Origin of the sequence: Zhongshania sp., assembly GCF_041623545.1 — a bacterium.
Classification (GTDB): domain Bacteria; phylum Pseudomonadota; class Gammaproteobacteria; order Pseudomonadales; family Spongiibacteraceae; genus Spongiibacter.
The window spans coordinates 1-26,405 of sequence record NZ_JBFJWS010000001.1 but is presented as its reverse complement, the minus strand read 5'-3'; the positions used below and the strand labels follow the sequence as shown (position 1 = coordinate 26,405).

The 26,405-nt window shown below is 50.9% G+C and carries 21 protein-coding genes and 1 pseudogene; 18 read left to right on the top strand and 4 right to left on the bottom strand.

All coding sequences use genetic code 11. The features are described 5' to 3' along the window. Positions 1 to 155: 155 nt before the first annotated feature. From ABYT30_RS00110 to ABYT30_RS00065, 10 genes are all read left to right on the top strand, one after another. Positions 156 to 929: an SDR family NAD(P)-dependent oxidoreductase gene (locus ABYT30_RS00110; RefSeq protein WP_373081886.1), complete on the top strand. Its 774-nt coding sequence runs from the start codon at positions 156 to 158 to the stop codon at positions 927 to 929. A gap of 76 nt (positions 930 to 1,005) precedes the next feature. Further along, entirely contained in the window at positions 1,006 to 1,788 is a 783-nt protein-coding gene (locus ABYT30_RS00105) for an enoyl-CoA hydratase/isomerase family protein (RefSeq protein WP_373081885.1), read from the top strand. 54 nt (positions 1,789 to 1,842) lie between these two features. Next, positions 1,843 to 2,607, top strand: coding sequence for a crotonase/enoyl-CoA hydratase family protein (locus tag ABYT30_RS00100; protein WP_373081883.1), 765 nt, complete (start codon positions 1,843 to 1,845; stop codon positions 2,605 to 2,607). A 72-nt stretch (positions 2,608 to 2,679) separates the two neighbouring features. Next, positions 2,680 to 3,924: an acetyl-CoA C-acetyltransferase gene (locus ABYT30_RS00095; RefSeq protein WP_373081880.1), complete on the top strand. Its 1,245-nt coding sequence runs from the start codon at positions 2,680 to 2,682 to the stop codon at positions 3,922 to 3,924. Between the two features lie 266 nt (positions 3,925 to 4,190). Then, a complete protein-coding gene (locus tag ABYT30_RS00090) occupies positions 4,191 to 5,498 on the top strand; it encodes a homoserine dehydrogenase (protein WP_373081878.1) in 1,308 nt (435 codons plus the stop codon). A gap of 132 nt (positions 5,499 to 5,630) precedes the next feature. Further along, positions 5,631 to 7,028 (top strand): threonine synthase, encoded by a 1,398-nt coding sequence (thrC, locus tag ABYT30_RS00085; protein ID WP_373081894.1) that lies wholly within the window; start codon positions 5,631 to 5,633, stop codon positions 7,026 to 7,028. A gap of 16 nt (positions 7,029 to 7,044) precedes the next feature. Then, a complete protein-coding gene (recJ, locus tag ABYT30_RS00080) occupies positions 7,045 to 8,772 on the top strand; it encodes a single-stranded-DNA-specific exonuclease RecJ (protein WP_373094821.1) in 1,728 nt (575 codons plus the stop codon). Between the two features lie 104 nt (positions 8,773 to 8,876). Continuing rightward, positions 8,877 to 9,975 (top strand): peptide chain release factor 2 gene (gene prfB / locus ABYT30_RS00075; protein WP_373081872.1). Its coding sequence is split into 2 segments (ribosomal slippage): positions 8,877 to 8,951 and positions 8,953 to 9,975, totalling 1,098 coding nucleotides; the frame shifts between segments, so codons are not numbered across the junction. A gap of 164 nt (positions 9,976 to 10,139) precedes the next feature. Beyond that, a complete protein-coding gene (lysS, locus tag ABYT30_RS00070; protein ID WP_373094818.1) occupies positions 10,140 to 11,636 on the top strand; it encodes a lysine--tRNA ligase in 1,497 nt (498 codons plus the stop codon). Positions 11,637 to 11,794: 158 nt separating this feature from the next. Continuing rightward, a complete protein-coding gene (locus ABYT30_RS00065) occupies positions 11,795 to 12,448 on the top strand; it encodes a Crp/Fnr family transcriptional regulator (RefSeq protein ID WP_373083440.1) in 654 nt (217 codons plus the stop codon). A 57-nt stretch (positions 12,449 to 12,505) separates the two neighbouring features. On the opposite strand, the gene xseA is transcribed toward ABYT30_RS00065, so the two are convergent. Beyond that, positions 12,506 to 13,879 carry an exodeoxyribonuclease VII large subunit gene (xseA, locus tag ABYT30_RS00060; protein ID WP_373094816.1) on the bottom strand — a complete coding sequence of 458 codons (1,374 nt, stop codon included), beginning with the start codon at positions 13,877 to 13,879 and terminating at the stop codon, positions 12,506 to 12,508. 110 nt (positions 13,880 to 13,989) lie between these two features. Between xseA and guaB the strand changes: the two genes are divergently transcribed. The 6 genes from guaB (at position 13,990) to tadA (ending at position 20,792) form a co-directional block, all read left to right on the top strand. Next, entirely contained in the window at positions 13,990 to 15,456 is a 1,467-nt protein-coding gene (gene guaB / locus ABYT30_RS00055; protein ID WP_373083442.1) for an IMP dehydrogenase, read from the top strand. A gap of 104 nt (positions 15,457 to 15,560) precedes the next feature. Then, complete coding sequence (guaA, locus tag ABYT30_RS00050) at positions 15,561 to 17,144, top strand: glutamine-hydrolyzing GMP synthase (RefSeq protein WP_373094813.1); 1,584 nt, start codon at positions 15,561 to 15,563, stop codon at positions 17,142 to 17,144. Positions 17,145 to 17,414: 270 nt separating this feature from the next. Beyond that, complete coding sequence (locus ABYT30_RS00045; protein WP_373083003.1) at positions 17,415 to 19,379, top strand: flavin-containing monooxygenase; 1,965 nt, start codon at positions 17,415 to 17,417, stop codon at positions 19,377 to 19,379. Positions 19,380 to 19,417: 38 nt separating this feature from the next. After that, positions 19,418 to 19,597, top strand: a complete 180-nt coding sequence (locus ABYT30_RS00040) for a hypothetical protein (protein WP_373083002.1) — start codon at positions 19,418 to 19,420, stop codon at positions 19,595 to 19,597. A gap of 63 nt (positions 19,598 to 19,660) precedes the next feature. After that, positions 19,661 to 20,050 carry a hypothetical protein gene (locus ABYT30_RS00035; protein ID WP_373083001.1) on the top strand — a complete coding sequence of 130 codons (390 nt, stop codon included), beginning with the start codon at positions 19,661 to 19,663 and terminating at the stop codon, positions 20,048 to 20,050. A gap of 253 nt (positions 20,051 to 20,303) precedes the next feature. Beyond that, positions 20,304 to 20,792 (top strand): tRNA adenosine(34) deaminase TadA, encoded by a 489-nt coding sequence (gene tadA / locus ABYT30_RS00030; RefSeq protein ID WP_373082999.1) that lies wholly within the window; start codon positions 20,304 to 20,306, stop codon positions 20,790 to 20,792. A gap of 386 nt (positions 20,793 to 21,178) precedes the next feature. On the opposite strand, the gene acnB is transcribed toward tadA, so the two are convergent. Beyond that, positions 21,179 to 23,806: a bifunctional aconitate hydratase 2/2-methylisocitrate dehydratase gene (acnB, locus tag ABYT30_RS00025; RefSeq protein WP_373082998.1), complete on the bottom strand. Its 2,628-nt coding sequence runs from the start codon at positions 23,804 to 23,806 to the stop codon at positions 21,179 to 21,181. A gap of 219 nt (positions 23,807 to 24,025) precedes the next feature. Between acnB and ABYT30_RS00020 the strand changes: the two genes are divergently transcribed. Together ABYT30_RS00020 and ABYT30_RS00015 are read left to right on the top strand one after the other, a co-directional pair. Continuing rightward, complete coding sequence (locus ABYT30_RS00020; RefSeq protein WP_373083004.1) at positions 24,026 to 24,484, top strand: DUF1289 domain-containing protein; 459 nt, start codon at positions 24,026 to 24,028, stop codon at positions 24,482 to 24,484. Between the two features lie 108 nt (positions 24,485 to 24,592). Further along, positions 24,593 to 25,201 carry a tRNA-(ms[2]io[6]A)-hydroxylase gene (locus ABYT30_RS00015; RefSeq protein ID WP_373082996.1) on the top strand — a complete coding sequence of 203 codons (609 nt, stop codon included), beginning with the start codon at positions 24,593 to 24,595 and terminating at the stop codon, positions 25,199 to 25,201. 79 nt (positions 25,202 to 25,280) lie between these two features. Here the strand turns inward: ABYT30_RS00015 and ABYT30_RS00010 are convergent, their stop codons facing one another. Both ABYT30_RS00010 and ABYT30_RS00005 read right to left on the bottom strand, forming a co-directional pair. Further along, on the bottom strand, positions 25,281 to 25,850 hold the full coding sequence (locus ABYT30_RS00010) for an ANTAR domain-containing response regulator (RefSeq protein ID WP_373082994.1): 570 nt from the start codon (positions 25,848 to 25,850) through the stop codon (positions 25,281 to 25,283). An 8-nt stretch (positions 25,851 to 25,858) separates the two neighbouring features. After that, positions 25,859 to 26,405: pseudogene (locus ABYT30_RS00005) on the bottom strand (nitrate ABC transporter substrate-binding protein); the annotation flags it as partial.

The window sequence follows — 26,405 nt, the reverse complement described above, 5'->3', positions numbered from 1 at the left end:
AAATGTCAGTTTTTTTGTTCTCAAGTGACATGTCGTCAGGGTCCACGATGGCACAAAATATGGCCAATTTTAGAGCCTAGGCTTAATTGCGGTTAATGCCGTAGCGATTCTTTGGGTATTCTGAAAGTTCATTCAACAAACTCGGGAGAGATAGCATGGATATTACAGGCAAAATTGCGGTTGTTACCGGTGGTGCATCAGGTTTGGGTGAGGCTACTGTTCGCGCCTATGTGGCCAAGGGTGGCAAGGTAGCCATTTTTGATATGAACGCTGAACGCGGCAATGCCATCGTCGCGGAGCTGGGTGCGGATAATGCCAGTTTTCACAATGTGAATGTCTCTGACGAAGAGTCGGTTAGCACTGCGATTGCCGAGGTTATGGCGAAGTTTGGCGCAATCCATATCTGTAATAACTATGCCGGAATTGGTAACGCTGTAAAAACCCTAGGTAAAAATGGCCCATTCCCGTTAGATGCCTATAAGCACGTAATTAATGTCAATTTGATTGGCACCTTTAATGTTGCGCGTTTGGTTGCTGAGCAAATGGCTAAGAACGAAGCTTATGACGGTGCCAACGCCCGCGGCGTGATTATTAATACTGCGTCGGTGGCCGCTTACGAAGGTCAAGTTGGTCAGCTGGCTTACAGTGCGTCCAAGGGTGGTGTGGTTGCAATGACTCTGCCGATGGCACGCGATCTCGCGTCTTACGGTATTCGAGTCAACACAATTGTGCCGGGCTTGATCCACACGCCATTGTTCGAAACGCTGCCCGAAGAGGCTTACAAATCCCTCGAAAACAGCGTGGTAAACCCTCGTCGCCTCGGCCGGCCGGAAGAAATTGCGCACTTGTCAGTGATGATCGCTGAGAACGAATATATGAATGGCGAATGTATTCGTTTAGACGGCGCTATTCGCATGCAGCCGCGCTAATTAGCGAAGAATGACCCTCGGCCCCGCTTCTAGCGGGGCTAAATGCCGTACAGACTAATAAAATATAAGGTTAGCTATGAGTGATAAGCCAACGGTTGATTTTACTATTGATGGCCATGTCGCCACGATTTGCCTAAATAGGCCTGATTCTCTAAACGCCTTTAATAGGCAGATGCGTATCGACTTACTCGCTTCTCTTACTCGAGTGGCGGCTATGCCAAATATTCGGGTAGTGGTGCTCGGCGCGAATGGGCGAGGGTTTTCGTCGGGTGCGGATCTTGGCGAAGGCTTGTTGCCTGGGCAAAGCGTCGAACGCCAAATACTAGATGAATACGGACCGATTTTACGCTTGATCGAAACCATGGATCAAACCTTGATCGCAGCCATACCGGGTGTGATGGCGGGCATCGGTGCCGCATTAGCCATGCATTGCGATTTGTCGGTCATGGCAAATAACGCCGGAATGGTGATGGCCTTTAGTAATGTGGCATTGGTGCCTGATGGCGGAGCGAGTTGGAACTTGTTGCGTCGCTTAGGTTACCAGCGTGCGTTTCAATTGTTGGCGGAGGGCGGCAAGCTCGACGCTGCAAGCTGCTTAGAGCTAGGTTTGGTTACTAAATTAGCTGATGCTGATAAAGTTCTAGCGACCGCGCAAGATTGGGCTGGGGTATTGGCTCAGCGCGCGCCAATTGCTTTGCGGGAGACCAAGGCCTTACTGCGCAACGCGGCGACCCAGTCATTTAATGACACCGTGGCTGCAGAAGCCAAAGCACAAAACCTGTGTTTGGCTAGCGAGGATGCTGCCGAGGCGATAAGTGCTTTCATGAATAAGCGCAGCCCAGTTTTTAGTGGCCGTTAAACTCCCGGATGGGAAACACAATAAGTTAAAGATACCTTTTTAGGAGAATCGTCAATGAATGATGAAGTTATAGTCAGCGTCGAAGACGGCGTTATGTTAGTTACGCTAAATAGGCCGAAGGCAAAAAACTCGGTGAATTTGGCTGTAGCAAAAGGTATTGCCGCAGCAATGGAGGAGCTCGACAGCAATGCGAGCATCCGTTGTGCAATCATTACTGGCGCAGACAACACCTTTTGCGCGGGCATGGATTTAAAAGCCTTTGTTAGCGGCGAAATGCCCTTTGTTGAGGGGCGTGGATTTGCAGGCTTGGTAGAAGCGCCGCCGAAAAAGCCGTTAATTGCCGCAATCGAAGGGTATGCGCTGGCGGGAGGCTTTGAAATTGCGATTACTTGCGATTTAATTGTGGCTGCCAGTAATGCCAAATTTGGTATACCCGAAGTGAAGCGTGGCTTAGCCGCTGCTGCGGGCGGTTTAATGCGTTTGCCTCGTCAAATTCCAACACGGGTTGCCAAAGAAATGGCTTTGACGGGTGAGTTCATAGACGCCGCGCGAGGTTATGACTTGGGTCTAATCAATAAAGTGGTTGAGCCAGGCACTGCCCTTGATGCGGCTAAGGAAATGGCGAAACTCATAGCGGCTAACGGTCCTATGGCTGTCATTGCCAGCAAACAGGTCATTGATGAGTCTCAAGATTGGACTGTCGCCGAAATGTATGCCGAACAGCAGAAAATTATTGAGCCTATTTTTAGTAGCCATGACGCGATTGAAGGCGCTACCGCCTTTGCTGAAAAGCGCGCGCCTAATTGGCAGGGTAAATAGCGCCTTAGGTAGTTAGCTGCAATCAATGTCCCATGGCTAATTGGTCATGCCCAAACAGAGAGAATTTTGAATATGAGCGAAGCTTGGATTATAGACGCCTGCCGCACACCGCGCGGAATTGGTAAAGTAGGTAAGGGTTCTTTGGCCGGTATCCACCCCCAGCAATTGGGCGCGACGGTACTAAAAGCAATTGCAGAGCGTAATAATTTAAATACCGCTGATGTCGACGATATTATTTGGGGTACAAGCTCCCAGCGCGGCACCCAAGGCGGCGATTTAGGCCGCATGGCGGCTTTGGATGCGGGTTATGATGTGCGCTCAAGTGGCGTTACCTTGGATCGCTTCTGCGGCTCAGGTATTACCGTCGTGAATATTGCTGCAGCGAGTATCATGTCCGGCATGGAAGACGTGGTCATCGCAGGCGGGACCGAAATGATGTCGACCTACGCCGAAAATACTAGCCCGAATCAGTCGCCATTTATGGACGGCGGTAATACCCGATTGCGGGAGCGTCATCCTCAGCCTCATCAGGGTGTTTGCGCCGATGCCATTGCCTCCCTAGAAGGCATTAGCCGCGAAGATCTTGATAAATTGGCCTACACTAGCCAGCAGCGTGCGGCCCATGCAATTGCCAACGGCTATTTTGATAAGAGCTTGGTGCCTGTCTACCGTGAAGATGGCACGCTAGCCTTGGACAAAGAGGAGTTTCCGCGTCCGGGCACTACGCTGGAAGCGCTCTCTCAGTTAAAGCCGGCATTTACCGATTTGGCTAATTACCCGTTGAATGAAGAGGGTACAACCTACGCGAGCTTGGTTGCTAAGGTTTATCCGGACCTAACGATCAGCCACGTCCACCACGGTGGTAACTCCTCGGGTGTTGTAGACGGCGCAGCGGCATTGTTGCTGACTTCACCGGCTTACGCCAAGGCCCACGGTTTAAAGCCCCGCGCCAAAATCGTGGCAATGGCCAATATGGGTGACTCTCCTACGTTGATGCTTAACGCACCCGTGCCAGCAACCTTGAAAGTACTGAAAAAAGCCGGTTTGACCATCGACGATATCGACCTGTTCGAAATCAATGAGGCCTTCGCCGTCGTCGCGGAGAAGTACATTCGGGATCTGAAGCTGGATCGCGATAAGGTTAATGTAAACGGCGGCGCGATGGCGCTAGGCCACCCCATCGGTGCAACGGGATCGATTCTTATCGGTACCTTGCTCGACGAACTTGAGCGTCGTGGTCTAAAGCGCGGTCTCGTTACCATGTGCGCAGCGGGTGGCATGGCGCCTGCAATTATTATTGAGCGCATCGAAGCTTAAATTTACGAGAAACTGTAATTTTGAGATGAAAGGCCGCATTCGCGGTCTTTTTTTGCTTTATGCATGAGGAAAATGGGGATATTTAGGCGTCAAAGCCCAATCGCGCAAGAATAAAGCCCGCTGAATCCCCATAGACCATAGCCTTAGCGCCTCAGCTTGACTAAAATGCACTCCTTTCGGCTTGGAATTAATAATTTCAGTGCCAGTCCCAGTATTGTCGGGTAGCTCAGCACCCGAAATATTGCCTGATGTGTAAAGGAGCAATAGTGGATTCGGTCAAAGTAGGAATATGTGGTTTAGGAACCGTGGGCAGCGGTACGTTTGCCGTATTGAAGCGCAATGCAGCAGAAATCTCTGCTCGGGTTGGCGCGGATATCGTGGTTGCGCAAATTGGCTCACGCCGCGATAGCCCCAAGTGCGACACCGGTGACGTGGCGATTAACCGCGACGTATTTGCGGTGGCTGAAAACCCCGAAATCGATATTCTGGTGGAGTTGATTGGCGGCACCACTGTTGCCAAAGAGCTGGTCTTAAAAGCGATTGCCAATGGCAAACACGTGGTCACGGCCAACAAAGCGCTGATCGCCGAGCACGGCAATGAAATTTTCGCGGCGGCAACGGAGAAGGGCGTTACTGTTGCCTTTGAAGCGGCTGTAGCCGGCGGTATCCCTATTATCAAGGCGCTGCGCGAAGGCTTGGCGGGTAATAAGATTCAATGGCTGGCAGGTATCATCAATGGCACGGGTAACTTTATTCTCTCGGAAATGCGTGAGAAGGGCCGTGACTTTGCTGATGTACTGGCGGAGGCGCAGGAATTGGGCTACGCGGAAGCTGACCCGACGTTTGACGTGGAAGGCATCGACGCCGCTCACAAGCTGGTCATCCTTGCCTCCTTGGCCTTTGGGATTCCCCTGCAATTCGACAAGGTCTTTACCGAGGGCATTAGCCGTATTGCCCAAGAAGATGTGATTTACGCCGAAGAGCTCGGCTATCGGATTAAGCATTTGGGTATTGCCAGAGATACTGCTGCGGGCATCGAACTGCGGGTTCACCCGACATTAATTCCAGAAAAACGTTTGATCGCCAATGTGAATGGCGTAATGAACGCGGTTCTGGTGCAGTCCGATGCGGTCGGTCCGAGCCTCTATTACGGCGCTGGTGCCGGTGGCGAGCCGACGGCTTCTGCGGTGGTTGCAGATATTATCGATGTGGCGCGGACACTGAACTCGTCACAGAATAATCGCGTGCCGTATTTGTCATTTAAAACCGAATCACTTAGTGCCCATCCGGTTCTGCCAATCGACGCTGTCGAAACTGCCTATTACCTCCGAATGACAGCAGTGGATAAGCCAGGCGTGCTGTCTAAAGTCGCACAGATTCTGAGCGACGGCGGCATCAGTATAGAAGCCTTGATTCAGAAAGAAGCAGCGGACGATGCGAATTTGGTTCCAATGATTATTCTGACCAACCGCACAATAGAAGCTAAACTTTCTGCTGCAGTAAGTCAGATTGAAGGTTTGGAAAGCATTGTGGGTGAAGTGACGCGGATTCGTGTTGAGTCATTGGCTGGATGATCTGGTCAGACGTCTGAAGTCGGATGTCTGACGCGTCCGACCTCAGACATCCGACGTCCGACCCGCAGTTTATAAATGTGCGCTAAAATTAATGGACGCACTGAAACAAGTATTAGCGATGAGTACAATCAATTGAAATACATCAGCACCCGCGGCAAAGCGCCCGCCTTGAATTTTGAAGACGTTCTGCTGACGGGCCTCGCGCCAGACGGCGGTTTGTACGTGCCCGAGTCTTTGCCCAAGTACAGCAAAGCGCAGATTGCGTCGTGGTCGTCCTTGTCGTACACCGATTTGGCGTTTCAGATTATTCAGCCCTTTATTGGCGGTTGTATTCCCGATGATGATTTAAAAGCGATTATCGACGATACCTATGTCGATTTCCGTCATCCCGCGATTGCGCCATTGGTGCAGCTCGATCGTAATGAGTGGGTGCTGGAGTTGTTCCAAGGACCAACCCTAGCCTTTAAAGATTTTGCGCTGCAAATGTTGGGACGCTTGCTAGATTACGTGCTTGAGCGCCGCCACCAGAAAGTCGTCATCATGGGTGCGACCTCGGGCGACACCGGTTCTGCGGCAATTCAGGGTTGTAAGCGTTGCAGTAATATCGATATTTTTATTTTGCATCCTTATCAGCGCGTGTCAGAAGTACAGCGCCGCCAGATGACGACTGTTGTTGGCGATAATATCCACAATATCGCGGTGCGCGGTCACTTTGATCACTGTCAGGCGATGGTTAAAGCTAGTTTTGCTGATCAGAGCTTCCTGCCTGAAGGTCGTCAGTTGGTTGCGGTTAACTCGATCAACTGGGCGCGGATTATGGCTCAGATTGTCTACTATTTTTACGCTGCCTACGCCGTTGGCGCGCCAGATCGCTCAGTGAGCTTCTCGGTACCTACCGGCAATTTCGGCGATATCTACGCTGGTTATTTGGCTAAGTGCATGGGCTTGCCGATTGAACAATTGGTTGTCGCGACCAACCAAAATGATATTCTGCACCGCTTCATCAGCGGCAATAAATTTGAAAAGCACGACCTACAACACACCTTGTCGCCAAGCATGGATATTGTGGTTTCAAGTAACTTCGAACGCATGTTATTCGACTGCTACGACCGCAATGGTGCGGCCATTGACGACTTAATGACCAAGATGAACACCGAGACGGTATCTATTCCGGATGCAGCTTTTGCCAAGGTGCGAGGCTTGTTTGATAGCTACGGTGTCAATGATGAAGAAACGGTAGCGATGATTGCCTCTGTTTACGAGGATAGCGAATACCTGCTCGACCCGCATTCTGCGATTGGCGTTAAAGCTGCGCGTGAATGCCGCCGCGATACCGCTACGCCAATGATAACCTTGGCCACCGCGCATCCTGCGAAATTCCCAGAAGCGGTGATGAAAGCCGGTTACCCAACAGCGCCGGCGCTGCCGCATCATATGAGCGATCTCTTCGATCTAGAAGAGCGCTATGAGGTTGTCGATAATAAGCTGGAAGACGTGCATGCCATGATTGCCGCGAATATTCGCGCATGATTTGCTCTTTGCCGCAGTGACAGATTTTCCTAAGATAATCCTTCGTGAACCCGCTGCCGCAGAATTTTCTGCGGCAGTTCCGCCCCTTCTGCAAAGACTTTATGCCAGTCGCGGCCTGTCTTGCGATACTGATCTAGAATCTGGCTTAGAGCATTTACCCAAGCCAGAAATGAAAGGCATGGCAGAGGCTTGCGCCTTGTTGGCCAATGCCTTCGAAAAACAGCATCGCCTATTAATTGTTGGCGATTTTGATTGCGACGGCGCGACCAGCACCAGCCTTGCAGTATTGGGCTTGCGAGCCCTGGGGGCAGCGGATGTCGACTATCTGGTGCCTAATCGCTTTGAATACGGCTATGGTTTAACGCCTGAAATAGTCGCCGTGGCAGCGGAGCGTCAGCCGGATTTAATCATTACTGTGGATAACGGTATTTCCAGCATCGACGGCGTCGCCGCAGCGGCCAAGTTGGGAATTCCGGTACTCGTGACTGATCACCACTTGCCTGGTGATTCATTGCCTCAAGCTGCCGCGATTGTGAATCCCAACCAACACGCTTGCCCCTTTCCGGGAAAATCCCTTGCAGGGGTAGGGGTAATGTTCTACGTGTTGTTGGCGCTGCGCAGCGAGCTGCAGGCGCGGGGCTGGTTTACTGCTGAGCGTGCGAAACCTAATTTGGCCGAATTTCTCGATTTAGTAGCGCTTGGCACCGTTGCCGACGTCGTGCCTTTAGAGCACCTTAACCGCATACTAATTGAGCAAGGGCTGCGCCGTATTCGGGCAGGCCGCTGCCGTCCCGGTATTCAGGCCTTGCTGCGGGTTGCTGGCAAAGAATCCAATCGCTTAGTGGCTTCAGACATGGGCTTTGCGATTGGCCCGCGTTTAAACGCGGCGGGCCGCCTAGACGATATGAGTTTGGGTATTCGCTGCTTGCTTACTGAAGATGCCGATACCGCGCTGAGCTTAGCTGCCGAGCTAGACGATTTAAACCGCGAGCGTCGTGCCATAGAACAGAGCATGAAAGACGATGCCATGCGGGTATTGGCGCATTTGCAGTTAGACCCTACGGCCGTGCCAAACGGGATATGTCTTTACGACCCGACATGGCACCAAGGCGTAGTCGGAATTCTTGCCTCACGGATTAAAGATCGCTATCACCGACCCGTGATCGCCTTTGCCGACGCCGATGGCGACGAGATCAAAGGCTCGGCGCGCTCCATTGCCGGCCTGCACATGCGCGATGCCCTAGATTTGATTGCCAAACGCCACCCCGGCTTGCTCAATAAATTTGGTGGCCACGCTATGGCCGCGGGCATGAGTTTAGCGAAAGCCGATTACGAACGATTTGCGACGGCGTTTGATGCGATTGTGGCGGAGTTAACCAGCCCCGAACAACTGACCGCTGCGGTGTATAGCGACGGTGAATTGACTGCTGAAGATTTGTCTTTAGAGCGGGCTGAATTGCTGCGCGGCGCTGGCCCCTGGGGGCAGAACTTTCCTGAGCCGCTGTTTCACGGCCGGTTTCGGCTAGTGCAGCAGCGTATTGTTGGTGCGCGGCATCTGAAAATGGTGTTGGCGCCGGAGCAGGGCGGCGAGCAAATTTTTGACGCCATTGCCTTTAATATTGATACCGATGTGTGGCCGAGTCCCGATTCGGAATACATCGAACTCGTGTATAAACTCGACAGTAATCTGTTTCGTGAGCGCCTGTCTTTGCAGCTTATGGTCGAACATCTGCGCCCGTTGTGAGCTCCTTAATCGCCCCTTGTGAGTAATTGCCCCCACGATGCTTTGCGGGAGCTGGCTCATCAGGTAAAATGCCGCCCTTTCCACGTGATACCGGATAATCTTCAATGTTAGAAGTCAACGCCATACGTCAGTCCCTTAAAAGCATGAGCGAAAGAACCGACGTGCTTCGGGGGTATCTTTGACTACGCTAACAAAAAAGAGCGTTTATTTGAGGTTGAGTTAGAACTGGGCGACCCGAAAGTATGGGATGACGCCAAGCGCGCCCAAGAACTTGGGCGTGAGCGCGCTGCGCTAGAAGCGGTAGTGGCAACAATTGATGAATTAGACAGCGGCGTGTCCGATTGCAAAGAGCTTTTGGATATGGCGGTTGAAGAGGGTGACGAAGACACCATCAGCGGTATGCAGGCGGATGTTGACCGCTTGGAGGCCTCCCTTGGTGCTCTAGAATTTCGGCGTATGTTCTCCGGGGAGATGGACCCCAACAACTGCTATTTGGATATTCAGTCCGGCTCAGGTGGCACTGAAGCCCAAGATTGGGCCAATATGGTCCTGCGTATGTATTTGCGTTGGGCGGAAGCCAAGGGTTTTAAAGCAGAATTGGTCGAATTGTCAGACGGCGAAGTAGCGGGCATTAAAAGCGCGACCATCCATATTCAGGGCGAATACGCCTTCGGTTGGCTGCGCACTGAGACTGGTGTGCATCGCCTGGTACGCAAATCGCCTTTTGACTCCGGCAATCGTCGTCACACCTCGTTCTGTTCAGTGTTTATTTCGCCAGAAATTGACGACGACATTGAAATTGATATTAATCCCTCTGATGTGCGCACCGATACGTATCGGGCCAGCGGCGCCGGCGGGCAGCATATCAACAAAACCGATTCGGCGGTGCGTTTAACCCACGTGCCCACTAATATAGTGGTGCAGTGCCAAAATCAGCGCTCCCAGCATCAGAACCGCGACAGTGCGTGGAAGATGCTAAAAGCAAAACTTTACGAACTGGAAATGCAAAAGCGCAATAGCGCGGCGCAGGAGCTGGAAGACAGCAAGTCGGATATTGGCTGGGGCAGCCAGATTCGCTCCTATGTACTGGATGATCAGCGTATCAAAGATTTGCGCACCAATGTGCAGACCAGTAATTGCAATGCGGTGTTGGATGGCGATTTAGATCAGTTTATTGAAGCAAGTCTTAAATTTGGCCTTTAGCAGGCCAAGTCGGGTGTCGGAAGTCTGACATCTGACGGGAAATTCGCACAAGTGTTAAGTACGGCGCTGAGACCGGCGCCTTAGTTTTTTAAATACAAATAAGCAGCGCGCTGCTTTTAATACGTCCGACGTCAGACCTCCGGCGCCCGACCCAGGAACTAAAAATGTCTGAGAATCACAACGAAGTAGAACAGGCCCAGGAAGAGAACCGCTTGATTGCCGAGCGTCGTGCCAAGTTGACCGCGATTCGCGAAAAACGCAATGCCTTCCCTAATCATTTTCGTCGTGAAGACTACGCCCAGCGCTTGCAAGACGAGCTGTCGGAAAAGGGTAAAGAAGAGCTGGAAGTGTTGGGGCGTCAGGCCAGTATCGCTGGTCGTATTATGGCCAAACGCGGTCCGTTTATGGTATTGCAAGATATGACCGGTCGCATTCAGGTTTATGTCGATAAAAAGTTATTGCCAGCGGAGTTGATCGAAGAAATTAAAACGTGGGATATCGGTGATATTATTTCCGCGTCTGGCCCAGTACATAAATCGGGCAAGGGCGATCTCTACGTTAATATGACCGAGACCTCGTTACTGACTAAGTCCTTACGACCGTTGCCGGATAAATTTCACGGTCTGACGGATCAAGAAACGCGCTATCGCCAGCGTTATGTCGATTTGATCATGAACGAAACTTCGCGCCGTACCTTTGCGATTCGCTCAAAAATGATCAGCTCTATCCGCAATTTCTTGCAGCAAAAAGACTTTGTCGAAGTTGAAACCCCAATGATGCAGGTGATACCTGGTGGCGCTAGCGCTCGTCCCTTCGTGACACACCACAATGCCCTGAGCATGGATATGTATCTGCGGATTGCCCCCGAGCTTTATTTGAAGCGCCTAGTCGTTGGCGGCATAGAGCGGGTGTTTGAAATTAACCGTAACTTCCGCAACGAAGGGCTTTCTACTCGACATAACCCAGAATTCACCATGATCGAATTCTATCAAGCCTATGCCGATTACAAAGACATGATGGACCTGACTGAAGCTATGTTGCGCAATACCGCTGAGGAAGTCTTGGGTACGACGACCATTACTTATCAAGGCAGTGAATACGACTTCGGCAAACCGTTTACTCGCCTATCGGTGTTCGATTCAGTGTTGCAATACAACCCCGACATCACTGCCGAGCAACTCAGCGATATGGCTCAGGCCACTGAAATCGCGGTAAAGCTAGGTGTAAAAGTGAAAGACACTTGGGGCTTGGGTAAAATCCAGATTGAGATTTTTGAAGAGACTGTTGAGCACAAGCTTGATCAGCCGACCTTCATTACCGAATACCCCACGGAAGTTTCGCCACTGGCACGCCGCAGCGATGGTAACCCCTTCGTGACCGATCGATTTGAATTCTTCGTTGGCGGCCGCGAATTGGCTAACGGCTTCTCAGAGCTTAACGATCCGGAAGATCAGGCAGAGCGTTTTATGGCGCAAGTCGCTGAGAAAGATGGCGGTGACGACGAGGCCATGCATTACGACGCTGATTATATCGCGGCACTGGAATACGGCCTGCCGCCAACCGCAGGTGAGGGGATCGGTATCGATCGCTTGGTGATGCTGTTTACCGACTCACCGTCGATTCGGGATGTGTTGCTGTTTCCGCATATGCGGCCTGAATAGGTCTGATGTCGGACGTCTGGCGTCGGACGTGTGCAGAGTTCATATTTAGGTTTCCGACATCCGACTTCCGACGTCTAGCGTAAACCCCGTCTAGACAGTCACTTACGCAACTATGCTATAGTTACCTCAACGTTTTATCGTCCTTGGGGAATGTGGTAATGAGTATCGAAAACGTCGATTTATTTGACGGCCTGATGCCGGAAGAGATCCAAATTTTACGCGACACCAGCGTGTTGCGGGACTTCGCCAAAAACACGGTTTTGATTCACGAGGGCGATGTCGCTGACTCACTGTATGTGGTCGAATCCGGCCGCGTTAAAGTCTATTGCAGTGATAAAAGCGGCAAAGACTTCGTGCTCAATATTCTTGAAGACGGCGATTACTTTGGCGAATTAGCTCTGCTCGATGACGACAAACGGTCAGCATCAGTGCGCGCCATGGAGCCCACCAAAGTGCGGATCGTTTACAAGGAAGATTTCAAAGCTATCCTAGATATGCACCCTAATATCACCCGTATCCTCAATAAAAACTTAACCCGCCGTATTCGCAAACTCACCAATGACGTAAAAAGTTTAGCTTTGCAGGATGTCTACGGTCGGGTCGTTAAGGTGCTGACGAATCTGGCTCAGCCCGTCGGCGAAGATGGCGCTATGCGAATAGATGAGAAGCTGACCCAGCAAGAAATTGCTGATCGCGTGGGTTCATCTCGTGAAATGGTGGCGCGGATATTGAAAGACCTGACTATCGGTGAGTATATCGATGTTGAAGGACGTCATATCATCATTAAGCGCAAGCTGCCTGAAAGCTACTGATTGACGTTTAGTGTGCCGAAGGCCAGTTGTTGCCTTCGGTCGTCATTCATTACCTTATCAAGGTACGCTAAATAACTTTTTCCCCGTTGTCGAATTAACCTCTAAATCTGCAGTCCCCTGAGAAAACTGCGCCGTTAATTTCTGCCCCACACTGAGTTTATCAGCGCGACTAATTATCTGACCTTTATTGTCTTGAATAATAGAATAACCTCTATTCAAGGTTTGCTCTGGGCCAAGATGGCGAAGTTGTTGCTCGAGACTGAGGCTGGCCGCTTTACTTTGTTTTAGGTTTTGCTGCATGGCGTTTAGCATCCGTTTACGCAATTGGGCAAGATCTCGGAGCTTATTGCTCAACTGGCGCTGGGGATTTAGTAAAGCCAGCTGCTGATTGGCGGCGGCGAGGCGCTGCTGGCGGCGGCGCTGACTCTGCTGCCACTGGCGTTGTAGACGCAGTTCTAAATCGTCGAGGCGCTGGCTTTGCTCGCGCAACTGGCTGCGTGGGTCGCGGACCCGGCGGGTCAAAGACTGTAATTGCTCCTGCCAGCGACGCAGCCGCAGTTGCTGGGCTTTAGTGAGTCTGCCCTTGAGTAAATGCAGTTTAGACACCAGTTCCGCTTGATCTGGGCTTAATAACTCCGCAGCGGCAGACGGCGTGGCAGCGCGAATATCGGCGACAAAATCGCTAATACTGAAATCAACCTCGTGACCAACGGCGCTGATAACCGGTAATTCTGAGTCGTGGATCGCGGCCGCAACAATATGCTCATTAAAGGGCCATAGGTCCTCTAGGGAGCCGCCGCCACGGGATACTAGTATTACGTCAAAATCTTGCTGCTTAGTGCGCGCCCAGTGATTAGCTTGGGCAATGGCATTGGCGATTTGGCCCGCGGCATTGGTGCCCTGCACTAAAACCGGTAATACGCTGATTTGCATCGCCGGCCAGCGACGTTTAAATACCGATAAAATATCGTGAATAGCCGCGCCGGTGGGGGAGGTGACCACGGCGACGTGCTTGATTGTGCTCGGCAGTGGCTTTTTATGCTCGGGATCAAACCAGCCAGCTGCCAAGAGCTCTTGCTTTAGTTTTTCAAAGGCTAAAGCCAATGCCCCAGCACCCGCTTGCTGCATGCTGTCGACAATCAATTGGTAGTCGCCACGGCCTTCATAGAGGCTAACCTTGCCCCGCACAGTGACCTGTTGGCCCGGTTCGGGATTAAAGTTAACCCGCATATTTTTACCCTTGAAAAAGGCGCAGCGAATTTGGGCGCGGTCGTCTTTTAGGGTGAAATACCAGTGGCCGGAGCTGGGGCGCGACAAGGTCGACAGTTCGCCGCTGACATTGACCTGAGCAAAGCAGTCTTCTAGCAATTGTTTTGCCAGACCGTTTAATTGGCTGACAGAGAGGGTTTGTGGCGGTTCTTGTGTAGTCATGGCCCTATTGTAGCAAGATATAGTGGCCAGTTCGCCAAGAATCGGTTTACTAAGTGTCGCCCATCGCTTAAAATTGCGAGGATTCTAGCCACCGGCATTGGAATCTATTTATGCTACGTATTGCCCAAGAAGCGCTCACTTTTGATGATGTTCTTCTGCTCCCAGGTTACTCCGAGGTTACCGCCAAAGACGTTAGCCTAAAAACTCAGCTGACCCGTAATATCTCGCTGAATATTCCCCTTGTGTCTGCCGCAATGGATACCGTCACTGAAAGTGCGCTGGCAATTGCCCTTGCACAGGAAGGCGGGATTGGCATTATTCATAAAAGTATGACGATTGCTCAGCAAGCGCAAGAAGTGCGCGCCGTTAAAAAGCACGAAAGCGGCATCGTTAAAGACCCCATTACTATCGAGGCGAGTGCGCCGCTTAGCGAGCTGTTCGAACTGCGTCGTCGTCACAAAATCTCTGGTGTTCCGGTACTTGATAAAGGCGAGCTAGTCGGTATTGTCACCAGCCGCGATGTGCGCTTTCAAGAAGAATTAAACGTCCCAGTCGCCAGCATGATGACCCCTAAGGAAAAACTGGTCACGGTTAAAGAGGGTGTCGATATGGCGGTGGCAAGAGAGCTACTGCACCGCCACCGTATTGAAAAAGTTTTGGTGGTTAATGACGATTTTAAATTAACCGGCATGATCACCGTTAAAGACATGAACAACGCCCAGACCTACCCACATGCTTGTAAAGACAGTCAGGGGCAATTGCGGGTCGGCGCATCGGTTGGTACCAGCGCGGACACTGATGATCGGGTTGCCGCACTGGTGGCTGCTGGTGTCGATGTGCTGGTGGTGGATACCGCTCACGGTCACTCCATGAACGTATTGAATAGGGTGCGCTGGATTAAAGAGAAATACCCGCAGGTTGATGTGATTGGCGGCAATATTGCGACTGGCGCAGCGGCTTTGGCCCTGCTCGAAGCCGGCGCCGATGCGGTAAAGGTCGGTATCGGTCCTGGTTCTATTTGTACTACGCGTATTGTTACTGGTGTTGGTGTTCCGCAAATAAGCGCCATTGCTAATGTCGCCGAGGCGCTTAAAGGCACCGGGGTGCCATTGATCGCCGATGGCGGTATTCGCTTCTCCGGTGACTTGTCTAAGGCTGTGGTTGCCGGTGCAAACTGCATTATGATGGGCTCGATGTTCGCTGGTACTGAAGAAGCGCCGGGCGAAGTTGAGTTATTCCAAGGCCGTACCTACAAGTCCTACCGTGGCATGGGGTCTCTGGGCGCGATGACCAAAACTCAAGGCTCGAGTGACCGCTATTTCCAAAGTGCGGACGACGGCGCCGAGAAACTTGTGCCAGAAGGCATTGAAGGCCGCGTTGCCTACAAAGGCCCACTAGCAGCAATTGTTCATCAGTTGATGGGCGGCTTGCGCTCTGCAATGGGTTACACCGGTAGTCTTAATATAGAAGAGATGCGTAATAATCCAGAATTTGTGCGGGTGACCTCGGCTGGTATGAATGAAAGCCATGTTCATGACGTAAGCATCACCAAAGAAGCGCCAAATTACCCGACCTAATAAATCGTGGTCGTTTATTTTTGAATTAACAAACCCGCTATTGCAGCGGGTTTGCTGTTTTATTTATGTTCACATTTGTCGTGAACCTTGTTGAGAGAGTTGCCGTGTCAATCCCAGATATTCACGCCCACCGTATATTAATACTCGATTTCGGCTCCCAATACACGCAGTTGATTGCGCGGCGTATTCGTGAAATTGGTGTGTATTGCGAGATTCGCGCCTTCGATATTAGTGATGACGATATTAACGAATTCAAGCCTTCTGGCTTTATTTTGGCGGGTGGCCCGGAGTCGGTAACGGAAGCCGATTCCCCGCGGGCACCGCAATTAGTATTCGAGCTTGGCGTGCCGGTGTTGGGCATTTGCTATGGCATGCAGACCATGGCGGAGCAAATGGGTGGCAAGGTTGAAGGTTCACCTGTTCACGAGTTTGGCTATGCGCAAATAAAGCTGGAAACGGCTGGCGCGTTAACCGCTGATATCGCCGACCATATCGACAGCAAAGACGGCAAGGCGCTGCTGGATGTGTGGATGAGCCATGGCGATAAAGTTATTCGTCTGCCTGAGGGCTTTGAAGTTTTAGCCTCTACGCCATCTTGCCCAATTGCCGCAATGCAGTGCGAAGCCAAGAAGTTCTACGGTGTTCAGTTCCACCCCGAAGTGACTCACACCCTGCAAGGCCAGCGCATTTTTGAGCATTTTGTGCTGAAACTGTGTGGCTGTGAAGCGCTGTGGACGCCTGCCAATATTGTTGAAGACGCGATTGCGAAGGTACGGGCTCAAGTCGGCTCGCAAAAAGTATTGCTTGGCCTGTCCGGTGGCGTCGATAGCTCGGTCGTCGCGGCTTTGCTGCACAAGGCGATCGGCACCCAACTGACCTGTGTGTTCGTTGATAACGGCCTGCTTCGTAAAAACGAAGGCGATCAGGTGATGGAAATGTTCGCCAAGAACATGGGCGTGAAGGTTATTCGCGTCGATGCCGAAGAAGCGTTTCTAAGCAAGCTTGCTGGCGAAGCCGATCCTGAGAAAAAACGTAAATCGATCGGTAATACCTTTATTGAAATTTTCGATCAAGAAGCAACAAAACTAAAGGACGTAAACTTCCTTGCGCAGGGTACAATTTATCCCGACGTCATTGAATCTGCGGCCTCTAAAACGGGCAAAGCCCACGTCATTAAATCCCACCACAATGTCGGTGGTCTGCCAGACGACATGGCCATGGATTTGGTTGAGCCACTGCGTGAGTTGTTTAAAGACGAAGTGCGCCGTATTGGCCTCGAGCTGGGGCTACCTTACGATATGGTCTATCGTCATCCTTTCCCTGGCCCGGGTTTGGGGGTGCGGATTTTGGGTGAAGTGAAAAAAGAATACGCCGATATTCTTCGCGAAGCCGACGCCATTTTCTTAGAAGAACTGCACCGCGCCGATTGGTACCATAAAACCAGCCAAGCCTTTGCGGTATTCCTGCCGGTGAAATCGGTTGGTGTAGTGGGGGATGCCCGTCGCTACGAGTACGTTATTGCATTGCGCGCGGTAGAGACTATCGATTTTATGACCGCACGCTGGGCGCACCTGCCCTATGAGCTATTAGAAACCGTCTCGAATCGTATCATTAATGAGATTAAGCAGGTCTCGCGAGTCGCTTACGATGTGAGCAGCAAGCCACCAGCGACCATTGAGTGGGAATAATCTCCCCGATCATTTAGCAAGTAGTTAACTTAAAGCCCATCGTAAAAGATGGGTTTTTTGTGTGCGTTCCTTAGTCAATTGACTACGCCGAAACTAGGCTTGCAAAGGCGCTTTTTGGGAATATTTTAGCGTGCTGATCCGTATATATGTATTTAGGTGCGTAATTAAGAATTTGCGCTTGGGACTTCGTATAAGTCTGTAACAAGCCCCTAAAACCGACTAAGGTGCGTCTAATTCGTTAATAAAAATAGCGCGAAAGGGCAGGCTTACATGAATATTTCAGATGAACTTTTTTCGGCAAGTGATGCGGAAATAGACGACGCAATAAAGTATTCCTCTCCGATGGTTTTACGAGGCTTACTTTATCAATTGACTGGTGATACCGACGTTTTTGCTATGCCGCCAGGAACGTCGACTAAGTTCGGTACTGGAAAGGAGATGGCCAATGAGGCTGACGCTGATTTAATAAAAGCCAAGGCGGCGGCCTATCTGAAAAAGCTTCGCGATAGCGGCGCGGACGAAATCGATATCGGCCCAGAAGGACGTCTTCATAAGAGCCTCTCGCTTACCGCTGGTCATGATATCCCTGAGCATGAGCTGCATATTTGGCAAGAAGAAGCCGCCTTTGATCGCTGGGCGAGAGGCGTGCGTTGGAAAGGTGGCAAGCCGCCAAGAGGTGCGGGTAATTTCAAGGTGGCCGTTATCGGTACCGGGATCACCGGTCTAAATGTCGCTGTGCAGCTAAAGCGGGCGGGCATCCCCTTCGTTGTCATTGAAAAAAACCCAGAGGTCGGTGGCTCTTGGTATGAGAATCGTTATCCCGGAGCCCGGGTAGATACCTCCAGCCGAGGTTACACCCATCTTTTTAGCTACGACTACCCATACAAACACAGTTATTGCCCCCGCGATGAGAATCTCGAATATTTTAAATGGGTCGCCGACAATTTCTCGGTGCGGGAAGACATCCAGTTCAATACCGAAGTTGTCTCCATGGATTGGGGTGACGAGTCGGGTATTTGGACACTGAAGGCACAAGGTCCTTCAGGCCCGCGTGTATTTGAGGTTAACGCCGTAATCTCTTGTGTTGGTTTTCTCTCGCGGCCGCAGTTGCCGGACATCGAGGGCATGGATTCCTTTGCAGGTGATGCCTTCCACACCGCGACTTGGCCGGAAGGGGTGGAGATAAAGGGCAAACGCGTTGCGGTGATTGGCTCAGGCGCCTCTGGCTACCAGACCACGCCAGTCATTGCCGAATCTGCGGCGCACACCTTCCTTTTTCAAAGAAAGCCCAACTGGTGTATTGAGGACGAAACCTACGTTAAGAAGCTGCCACCGCAGGCCTTGTGGTTAGATCGCAATTTTCCGTTTTACAGTAATTACGTCCGTTTTCGTATTGGTGCGCTGATTAACCCCGATACCTCTAAGCCCGCGATTATGGTGGACCCCGATTTTGACGATCCGCATACCTTGAGTCCATTAAACAAGGCGACTCGCGACATGTGTGTTGGTTTCATCAAGCGTAAGCTGGCGTCTCGTCCCGACCTTATAGAAAAAATGACGCCAAACTTTCCACCCATGGCATCTCGTCCGATTCGGGTAGATTCGGACAATAGCCTGTTCGACGCACTGTTGCGCGATAATGTAAGCTTGGTAACCGACTCAATCGAGAAAATAACACCTACTGGCATTGTCGCCGGCGGTGTTGAGCATGAGCTCGATGTCATCACCTTCGCTACTGGCTTTAAAGCGAACGATTATCTTTGGCCTATGGAAGTTCGTGGTCGTGGCGGCCTTCGTATCGAAGACGCTTGGGCGAAAGACGGCCCGCGGGGCTATCTCGGCGCCATGGTGCCGGAATTCCCCAACCTCTTTATGTGCTACGGGCCCAATTCCAATAATTTTGGCGGATTTACGGTTGTTGATCTATTAGAGTTGGTGGCACAATTTTCCTTGCGTTGCATTGCTGGGCTTATTGAAAATAATCAAAGCCGCGTGGAAGTGAGTCATGATGGATATTGGCGCTTTGCATCCATCCTCGACGAGATGGAAAGTAAGATGATCTATATGGATCCGCGCGCAAACAATTACTACCAGCACGGCGGGCGCTCCTGTGTTAATGGCCCCATAGATATTCGAAGAATGTGGCGCTGGCTGAATGATCCGGCAGGTACGCCGCCTGCAGAAAACGATGCAGGCCTGCGACCTTACTTTGGGGAGGATCTCTTGGCTCGCTGACCTAAATCTAGCAAGGGTATAGCAACGTGATATTGATCATGAAGACTGAGTTCGAGAACCTTCAGCAGAATGACGCGCATTCCTATGAGGTTGACACCAATACGGATAAGCAGGTGCTTAAAATATATTGCGGTGAGGTTTTGATCGCAAAAAAAATAAAGCAGAAAAAGTCGATTCGTTATTTTGGGGTTCAGGCTTACAAAGATTATCTGAATTGATTTTGGGCTTGTGTTTTACTCTAAACCAAATTGGATATATTTATTGCGCTAGGAGTGGGGATTTTGTCTTTGTATAAAAAATTGGGCTTGGGGTTTGTTTTTCTTTGGTTCTTCCTTGGCGGTTTAGGCCATTTCTTGGCAGCTGATTTTTTTGCGAATATTATGCCGCCTTATCTACCTTGGCATTACCCCATAGTATACATAAGCGGTATTTTTGAGTTGTTTGGTGCGGTCGGCATTTTGTTGCCCCGCTGGCGCCAATTGGCGGGCAATTGTCTCTTTGTTCTAACGATTGCAGTTACCCCCGCAAATATCCATATGTTCTTAAACCCGGAGCAATTTCCAGATACGACACCGACTTTTTTAACGATTAGACTAGTTGTGCAGGTTTTTCTATTGGCCTGTATTTGGTGGTCAACGCGCGAAATTTCGGGGCAAAACCCGCAACGCTAATTGTTGCCACCACATGCTTTATCCTAATGATTGCGATCCATTACCTAGATCTTTATCTGCTATTGCTTGTAGGGTAGGGCTTTATATCGATATAGGCGCAGCGTTTTAGCGGATTCCCGTCAGGTATTGGCCTGCGGCAGTGCCGTCATTAATAGACTAAAATAGCGTCTTTAGAGATATCGTCTGTCGAAATAGGGGTGGGGAGTGATGTTTACGTTTAGGGGAATTATTGTTCCATTAAGGCCCAGTATTTATGCCTGAGTTTTCTGATGAACATTGGATGCGGGCTGCCTTAATTTTAGCGAAGCAGGCCGATGGAATGAATGAGGTGCCGGTCGGCGCGATTATCGTGAAAGATAATGCCGTCATTGCCGAGGGCTTTAATCAGCCGATATCCAGCGCCGATCCGACCGCCCACGCTGAAGTTGTGGCGCTGCGTAGCGCCGCGCAGGCCTTAGAAAATTATCGCCTGCCTGATACGACTCTCTATGTGACCGTTGAACCCTGTGCAATGTGCGCGGGTGCGATAATACACAGTCGTGTTAAACGGGTGGTGTATGGCGCGGCGGAACCAAAAGCCGGGGCCGTGTGTAGCCATTTACAGTTATTTGATCAGCCGCAAATGAATCATCGCGTTGAGTGGGTGGGTGGTGTAATGGCCGATGAGGCAACTGCGACATTACAGGCGTTTTTTGCACGGCGTAGGGGAGAGAAGCGCGCTTTGAAGAAGGCCGCTGAATAAAAATTTACATTGGCTTGTCTGCTAGAGGGGTTTTCGCCCTGCTGGGCGACTTACTTCTTTTTTGTGTGAAAAAGAAGTAAGCAAGAAAAAGCACACCCCATCACTCGCCCTTCGGGTTCCCTGTGCTTCTCAAAACTGAGCGGCGCTGCGCAACTCGCCTTCGGCTCAAACAGTGCTCGCTAAAGGCCCCGCTCAGTTTCTGCGATGCTCGGCGAGCTCAAAAGGGGGGCTTGCCGAGCTCGTAGTTGATGCGCATAAATTCGATACAGTGCGCTAAGACATGTGATGAATCTAAAAACATATAATCTCGGCATAATGTTACTGGCACAAAAAAGCCGCCCGAAGGCGGCTCTCTAAACGACTTAAGTCTAAGACTTATATCGTTCTTACATGCTTACTTCGGTAATTTCTACTGAAGCAATACGCTTACCTTCTTCCGCACCTTTCTGGAAAGACGCGATCTGGTCGAAGTTCATGTAGCGATAAATCTCGCCAGACATGGCATCCAGATCCTTACAGTATTCCATATACTCAGCGGGTGTTGGCAGGCGGCCCAGTATCGCGCCAACCGATGCCAGTTCGGCAGAGGTTAGGTAGACATTGGCGCCATTACCAAGGCGGTTAGGGAAGTTACGAGTGGATGTGGACAGTACGGTAGCACCGTCCGCTACACGCGCTTGGTTACCCATGCACAATGAGCAGCCCGGCATTTCCATGCGTGCGCCAGCCGCGCCAAAGATATTGTAGTAGCCTTCTTCCATCAGAGTGTGCTGATCCATTTTGGTTGGCGGAGATAACCACAAACGGGTGGACAAGCTGCCTTTGTTGGCATCTAACAATTTACCAGCGGCACGGAAGTGACCGATGTTAGTCATACAGCTACCGATGAAGACTTCGTCTACTTTGTCGCCAGCAACTTCAGATAACAGCTTGGCGTCGTCTGGGTCGTTCGGGCAGCAAACTACGGGCTCTTTGAGCTGGTCTAGGTCGATTTCAATAACCGCAGCGTATTCGGCATCGGCATCGCCTTCGAGTAGGCTTGGGTTAGCCAGCCATGCTTCCATATTGGCAGCGCGGCGCTCTAGAGTACGTTTGTCACCGTAGCCTTCGCTTACCATCCAGCGCAGCAGGGTGATGTTTGAACGCAGGTATTCAGAAATCTCTGGGATACCTTGCTTAATGGTACAGCCAGCAGCAGAGCGCTCTGCAGAAGCGTCAGACAATTCAAATGCCTGCTCCACAGTCAGACCAGCCAAGCCTTCGATTTCAAGAATACGGCCAGAGAAGATGTTCTTCTTGCCCTTTTTCTCAACAGTCAGGTGACCTTCTTTAATGGCTTGGTAAGGAATGGCGTGAACCAAGTCGCGCAGGGTGATACCAGGCTGCATTTTGCCCTTAAAGCGAACCAATACTGATTCAGGCATATCCAGTGGCATAACGCCGGTGGCAGCAGCGAAAGCAACCAAACCTGAACCTGCTGGGAAAGAAATACCCATTGGGAAGCGGGTGTGGGAGTCACCGCCGGTGCCAACAGTGTCTGGCAGCAACATGCGGTTCAACCAGCTGTGGATAATACCGTCGCCTGGGCGCAGTGAAACACCGCCACGGGTCATGATGAAGTCTGGCAGGTTGTGCTGGGTGTCGATGTCGATTGGCTTGGGGTAAGCCGCCGTGTGACAGAAGGACTGCATGGTCAGGTCGGCAGAGAAACCGAGGCAGGCCAAGTCTTTCAGCTCGTCGCGGGTCATTGGGCCAGTGGTGTCCTGTGAACCAACAGTGGTCATCTTTGGTTCGCAGTATGTGCCGGGGCGAATGCCTTTACCCTCAGGTAGACCGCAGGCGCGACCAACCATTTTCTGCGCCAATGTGTAGCCTTTGCCAGTGTCTGCGGGCTGCTCAGGCAGACGGAATAGGGTAGACGTGGGCAGACCCAAAGATTCACGGGCTTTCGCGGTTAGACCACGACCGATGATCAGGTTGATACGGCCGCCAGCGCGAACTTCATCGAGAAGTACTGGAGACTTCAGTTCGAAGGTGCTCAGGGTAGCGCCAGTTTCAACATTTTTAATCACGCCGTCGTAGGGGCGGATTTCAATCACGTCGCCCATGCTCAGTTCGTCAACGGGAGCCTCAAAGACCAGTGCGCCAGCATCTTCCATGGTGTTGTAGAAGATTGGAGCGACTTTGCTACCGATACAAATACCGCCAGAGCGCTTATTAGGCACGCCGGGCATATCGTCGCCAAAGAACCACAATACCGAGTTGGTCGCTGATTTGCGTGAAGAACCGGTACCAACAACATCGCCAACGAAGGCGATGGGGTGACCTTTTTCTTTCAGGCTATCGATCAGTTTAAGCGGGCCAACACTGCCTTGGACGTCGGGCTTAATGCCGTCGCGTTCCATTTTGAACATGGCGAGTGCGTGTAATGGTATATCTGGGCGTGACCATGCGTCTGGCGCTGGTGAAAGGTCATCGGTATTAGTTTCGCCGGTGACTTTAAATACGGTGTTAACAATGCTTTCAGCGACTTCAGGGCGGTTGGTGAACCACTCTGCGTCTGCCCAGCTTTGAATAACTTCTTTAGCCAGTGCGTTACCAGCTTTAGATTTTTCTTCTACGTCGTGGAAGGCGTCAAACATAAGCAGCGTGTGCTTAAGCTCTTCTGCGGCCAATTTGGCAAGATCGGCGTGGTCGAGGAGCTCAACCAGAGTCACGATATTATAGCCGCCGTGCATATTCCCTAGCAGTTTAACGGCTAGTTCTTTGCTGATAAGAGGGCTATTCGCTTCGCCTTTAACGATGGCTGACAGAAAGCCGGCTTTAACATAAGCCGCTTCGTCGACACCTGGCGGTACACGGTTGGAGATCAGGTCAACAAGGAATGCCTCCTCGCCAGCTGGTGGCGTTTTGAGCAATTCAATTAGGCCCGCGACTTGTTCAGCGTTGAGTGGCTGGGGAACAATGCCTTGCGCGGCGCGTTCGTCGACGTGTTTCCGATATGCTTCGAGCACAGTGTAACTCCTCTTTTCAGTTTCGGTACCCGTATCCGCCGGGATCGCCGGGGCCGGGGCTATCGATGCCCATCATCGATGCGAAATAGGGGGCTGCAAGTATACTGAAAAACCACACAGAGGTTAAGTGAATTGCCACCCTTGCCAGCGTATATGGTGCTGGCTTACTCTTTACGCCCTATATTTGCTGTTTTTCATTGGGAGTCTGGTTTGGCTGTTGTGCGTCCCCGAGTGGTTACACCGTGTATTGGCGTTTGTTCAACGGCGCTGGGCGATGAGGTGTGCCGTGGCTGTAAGCGTTATAGTCACGAGGTGATCGACTGGAATAGTTATAGTGACGCCCAAAAACAGATCATCGACGAGCGTTTGGACGGATTTTTAGTGCAGGTAATGGAAAATAAGCTGCGTATTAACGACGCCAAACTCTTGGAGTGGCAGCTGCAAACTCAGCGAATTCGCTATCCTGCCCATAAAAGCCCGTATATTTGGCTTTTCCAGTTATTGCGAGCCGGCGCGGGGCAAATTAACGACTGTGGCCAGTTTGGTTTTAGTGTCGATGCTGAATATCGCAGCGAACCCTTAATGGCACTGCGGGATATGATTGATCGCGAACACTATCTGCTGTCAGAAGCTTATTATCAGCGTTATATTGGTCGCTATTTGCATCGCGAGCTTTAGGCTCGGGTTTGCTGCGCCCTTATTGTTCTCGTTAGCCCTGAAATACATCTTAATTTTGCTATACTGCGCCGGTTTTCTTGGCTAGCTTTGAATTGGATGCGCCTTACTATGTCTGTCGATATCAGTGAAATACTTGAATTCCTTCCCTGTGAAACGCCCCAGGGCTGGGTAGATGCCGCGCTGCGCTTCCCTGAGGAAATGCTGATAGACCACGCTAATTGCGAGAAAAAGGCGGCGGGGACTGCCCTGAACTTGATGTTTCGCTATGTGGATAAGCCCGACTTGCTAATGAAAATGTCAAAGTTAGCGCGGGAGGAATTGCGCCATTTTGAGCAGGTTATGGGAATAATGAAAAAGCGCGGCATTGAATACCGTCACTTGTCCTCTGCCAATTATGCCAACGGGCTGCGCACTGGGGCGCGTACCAGCGACCCGCATAAATTAGTGGATATTTTGATAATTGGTGCGCTCATCGAAGCGCGCTCCTGCGAACGATTCGCGAAAATTGCACCCTTGTTGGACCCAGAGCTAGGCACTTTCTACAACTCACTTTTAAAGTCTGAGGCGCGGCATTTTAAGGACTATCTGGCATTGGCTGAGCGTTATGCGGTTGAGCCGATAGCGCCGCGAGTTGATTTTTTTCGAGAAAAAGAGCGGCGTTTAATCGAAACGGTAGAAGAGGAGTTTCGCTTTCATAGCGGGCCGTTGGCGGCTTGAGTTATTTCTTTGCGCCTTCCGTCTTACCCCAAGCATAAAGCCTTCGCTGCTCGCGGGTGTAAATGTGGGCATGCACGACTTAAATAAAAGATCCCGTATCGAGTAATTGCCGGGCTACTTCAGTAACTGGACGGCGCTGGCGGTCGGCATTCTTGCTGAGCAGATCACTGGCTTGTTCTTCTGCTAAGCCATAAGTATCCATAATAAATTTCTTGGCTTTATTTAGAGTCTGTCTCGCGTCTGTAGCGGGTTTGATGTTTTCGACTTCGTTGCGTAAAAGCTCAATGCTATAAAAATAACTTATGGCAATATCGATCAAGGCTTGCAAAAGTTGGGTGGGGACACCGTCTATGGCGTAAATGCTGATGCAGGCTTCTGCGGCGAGCCGATTGATAGCCTCTGAACGAGTGTTGTCTAATTTTATCACTGTGCGCGGTGCGGTTTTCTGAAGTTGTGCTAAATGCTCTAAGGTGTCGCGGTTGGGGGAGTCGGTGTCGACTAAAATTATTTCTGGATGAAGCTCATCAACCAACGCATAAATATCGGCAGTGTTGTCATTAATGATGATCAACTCAATTCCTGCCCAAGTAATAATTGGTTCGATTTTATTGGCGCGGCCGTCGTCAATATCAATCAATAATAATTTCATGGGCCTGCTTAAACCTCTTTTTGTATATTGATGAGCCGAAGAGCGGGAATGTCGGCCTTAGAAAGATTTTGCTTTTCCAAGTATTTAATAATCCCACCAACGCTAATGATTTGGCCGTCTAAAAATTGATTTGGACCGATGTGTTGGGATTTCGTCAACATCATTTTTTCATGTAAATTGCCCTCGGTTTTGCGGTCAATACTGGGGCTCTCTAGGCCGACTGCTGCCGCGGCAATGCGAAATAGGCCTGGTTTATATACTGCGGCTACCGTCTCTTCGATATTAACGGGTGTTGTTAACTGTCCCCAGCGGTACATCTGCGAAATAAACCACTCTGCGTGATTAAGCCACGGGAAGTTTGCGGAATAGCGGTGGAATACGTGGAAGTCATCGACTTTTTCTGGTGCTAGGCCGTGATGCTTTAGCGAGGAGCCCATGAGTGACAGCGCGACGGTTTCTTCCGGCAGGGCTATGTACGCTGCCTGACTGATAATTTTGGCCGTGAGCCTGCGATTTTCCTTTTTGTCCAGCCAAATACAAGCCTTAATTAAGGCG

Bases quoted from the DNA above. Each gene is read 5' to 3' on its own strand.
- ABYT30_RS00015 (WP_373082996.1), top strand. From the start codon at position 24,593: ATGTCTGTCGATATCAGTGAAATACTTGAATTCCTTCCCTGTGAAACG.
- ABYT30_RS00105 (WP_373081885.1), top strand. From the start codon at position 1,006: ATGAGTGATAAGCCAACGGTTGATTTTACTATTGATGGCCATGTCGCC.
- lysS (WP_373094818.1), top strand. From the start codon at position 10,140: ATGTCTGAGAATCACAACGAAGTAGAACAGGCCCAGGAAGAGAACCGC.
- tadA (WP_373082999.1), top strand. From the start codon at position 20,304: ATGCCTGAGTTTTCTGATGAACATTGGATGCGGGCTGCCTTAATTTTA.
- guaB (WP_373083442.1), top strand. From the start codon at position 13,990: ATGCTACGTATTGCCCAAGAAGCGCTCACTTTTGATGATGTTCTTCTG.
- ABYT30_RS00040 (WP_373083002.1), top strand. From the start codon at position 19,418: ATGAAGACTGAGTTCGAGAACCTTCAGCAGAATGACGCGCATTCCTAT.
- xseA (WP_373094816.1), bottom strand. From the start codon at position 13,879: ATGACTACACAAGAACCGCCACAAACCCTCTCTGTCAGCCAATTAAAC.
- ABYT30_RS00065 (WP_373083440.1), top strand. From the start codon at position 11,795: ATGAGTATCGAAAACGTCGATTTATTTGACGGCCTGATGCCGGAAGAG.
- ABYT30_RS00100 (WP_373081883.1), top strand. From the start codon at position 1,843: ATGAATGATGAAGTTATAGTCAGCGTCGAAGACGGCGTTATGTTAGTT.
- ABYT30_RS00095 (WP_373081880.1), top strand. From the start codon at position 2,680: ATGAGCGAAGCTTGGATTATAGACGCCTGCCGCACACCGCGCGGAATT.
- ABYT30_RS00045 (WP_373083003.1), top strand. From the start codon at position 17,415: ATGAATATTTCAGATGAACTTTTTTCGGCAAGTGATGCGGAAATAGAC.
- ABYT30_RS00010 (WP_373082994.1), bottom strand. From the start codon at position 25,850: ATGAAATTATTATTGATTGATATTGACGACGGCCGCGCCAATAAAATC.
- ABYT30_RS00110 (WP_373081886.1), top strand. From the start codon at position 156: ATGGATATTACAGGCAAAATTGCGGTTGTTACCGGTGGTGCATCAGGT.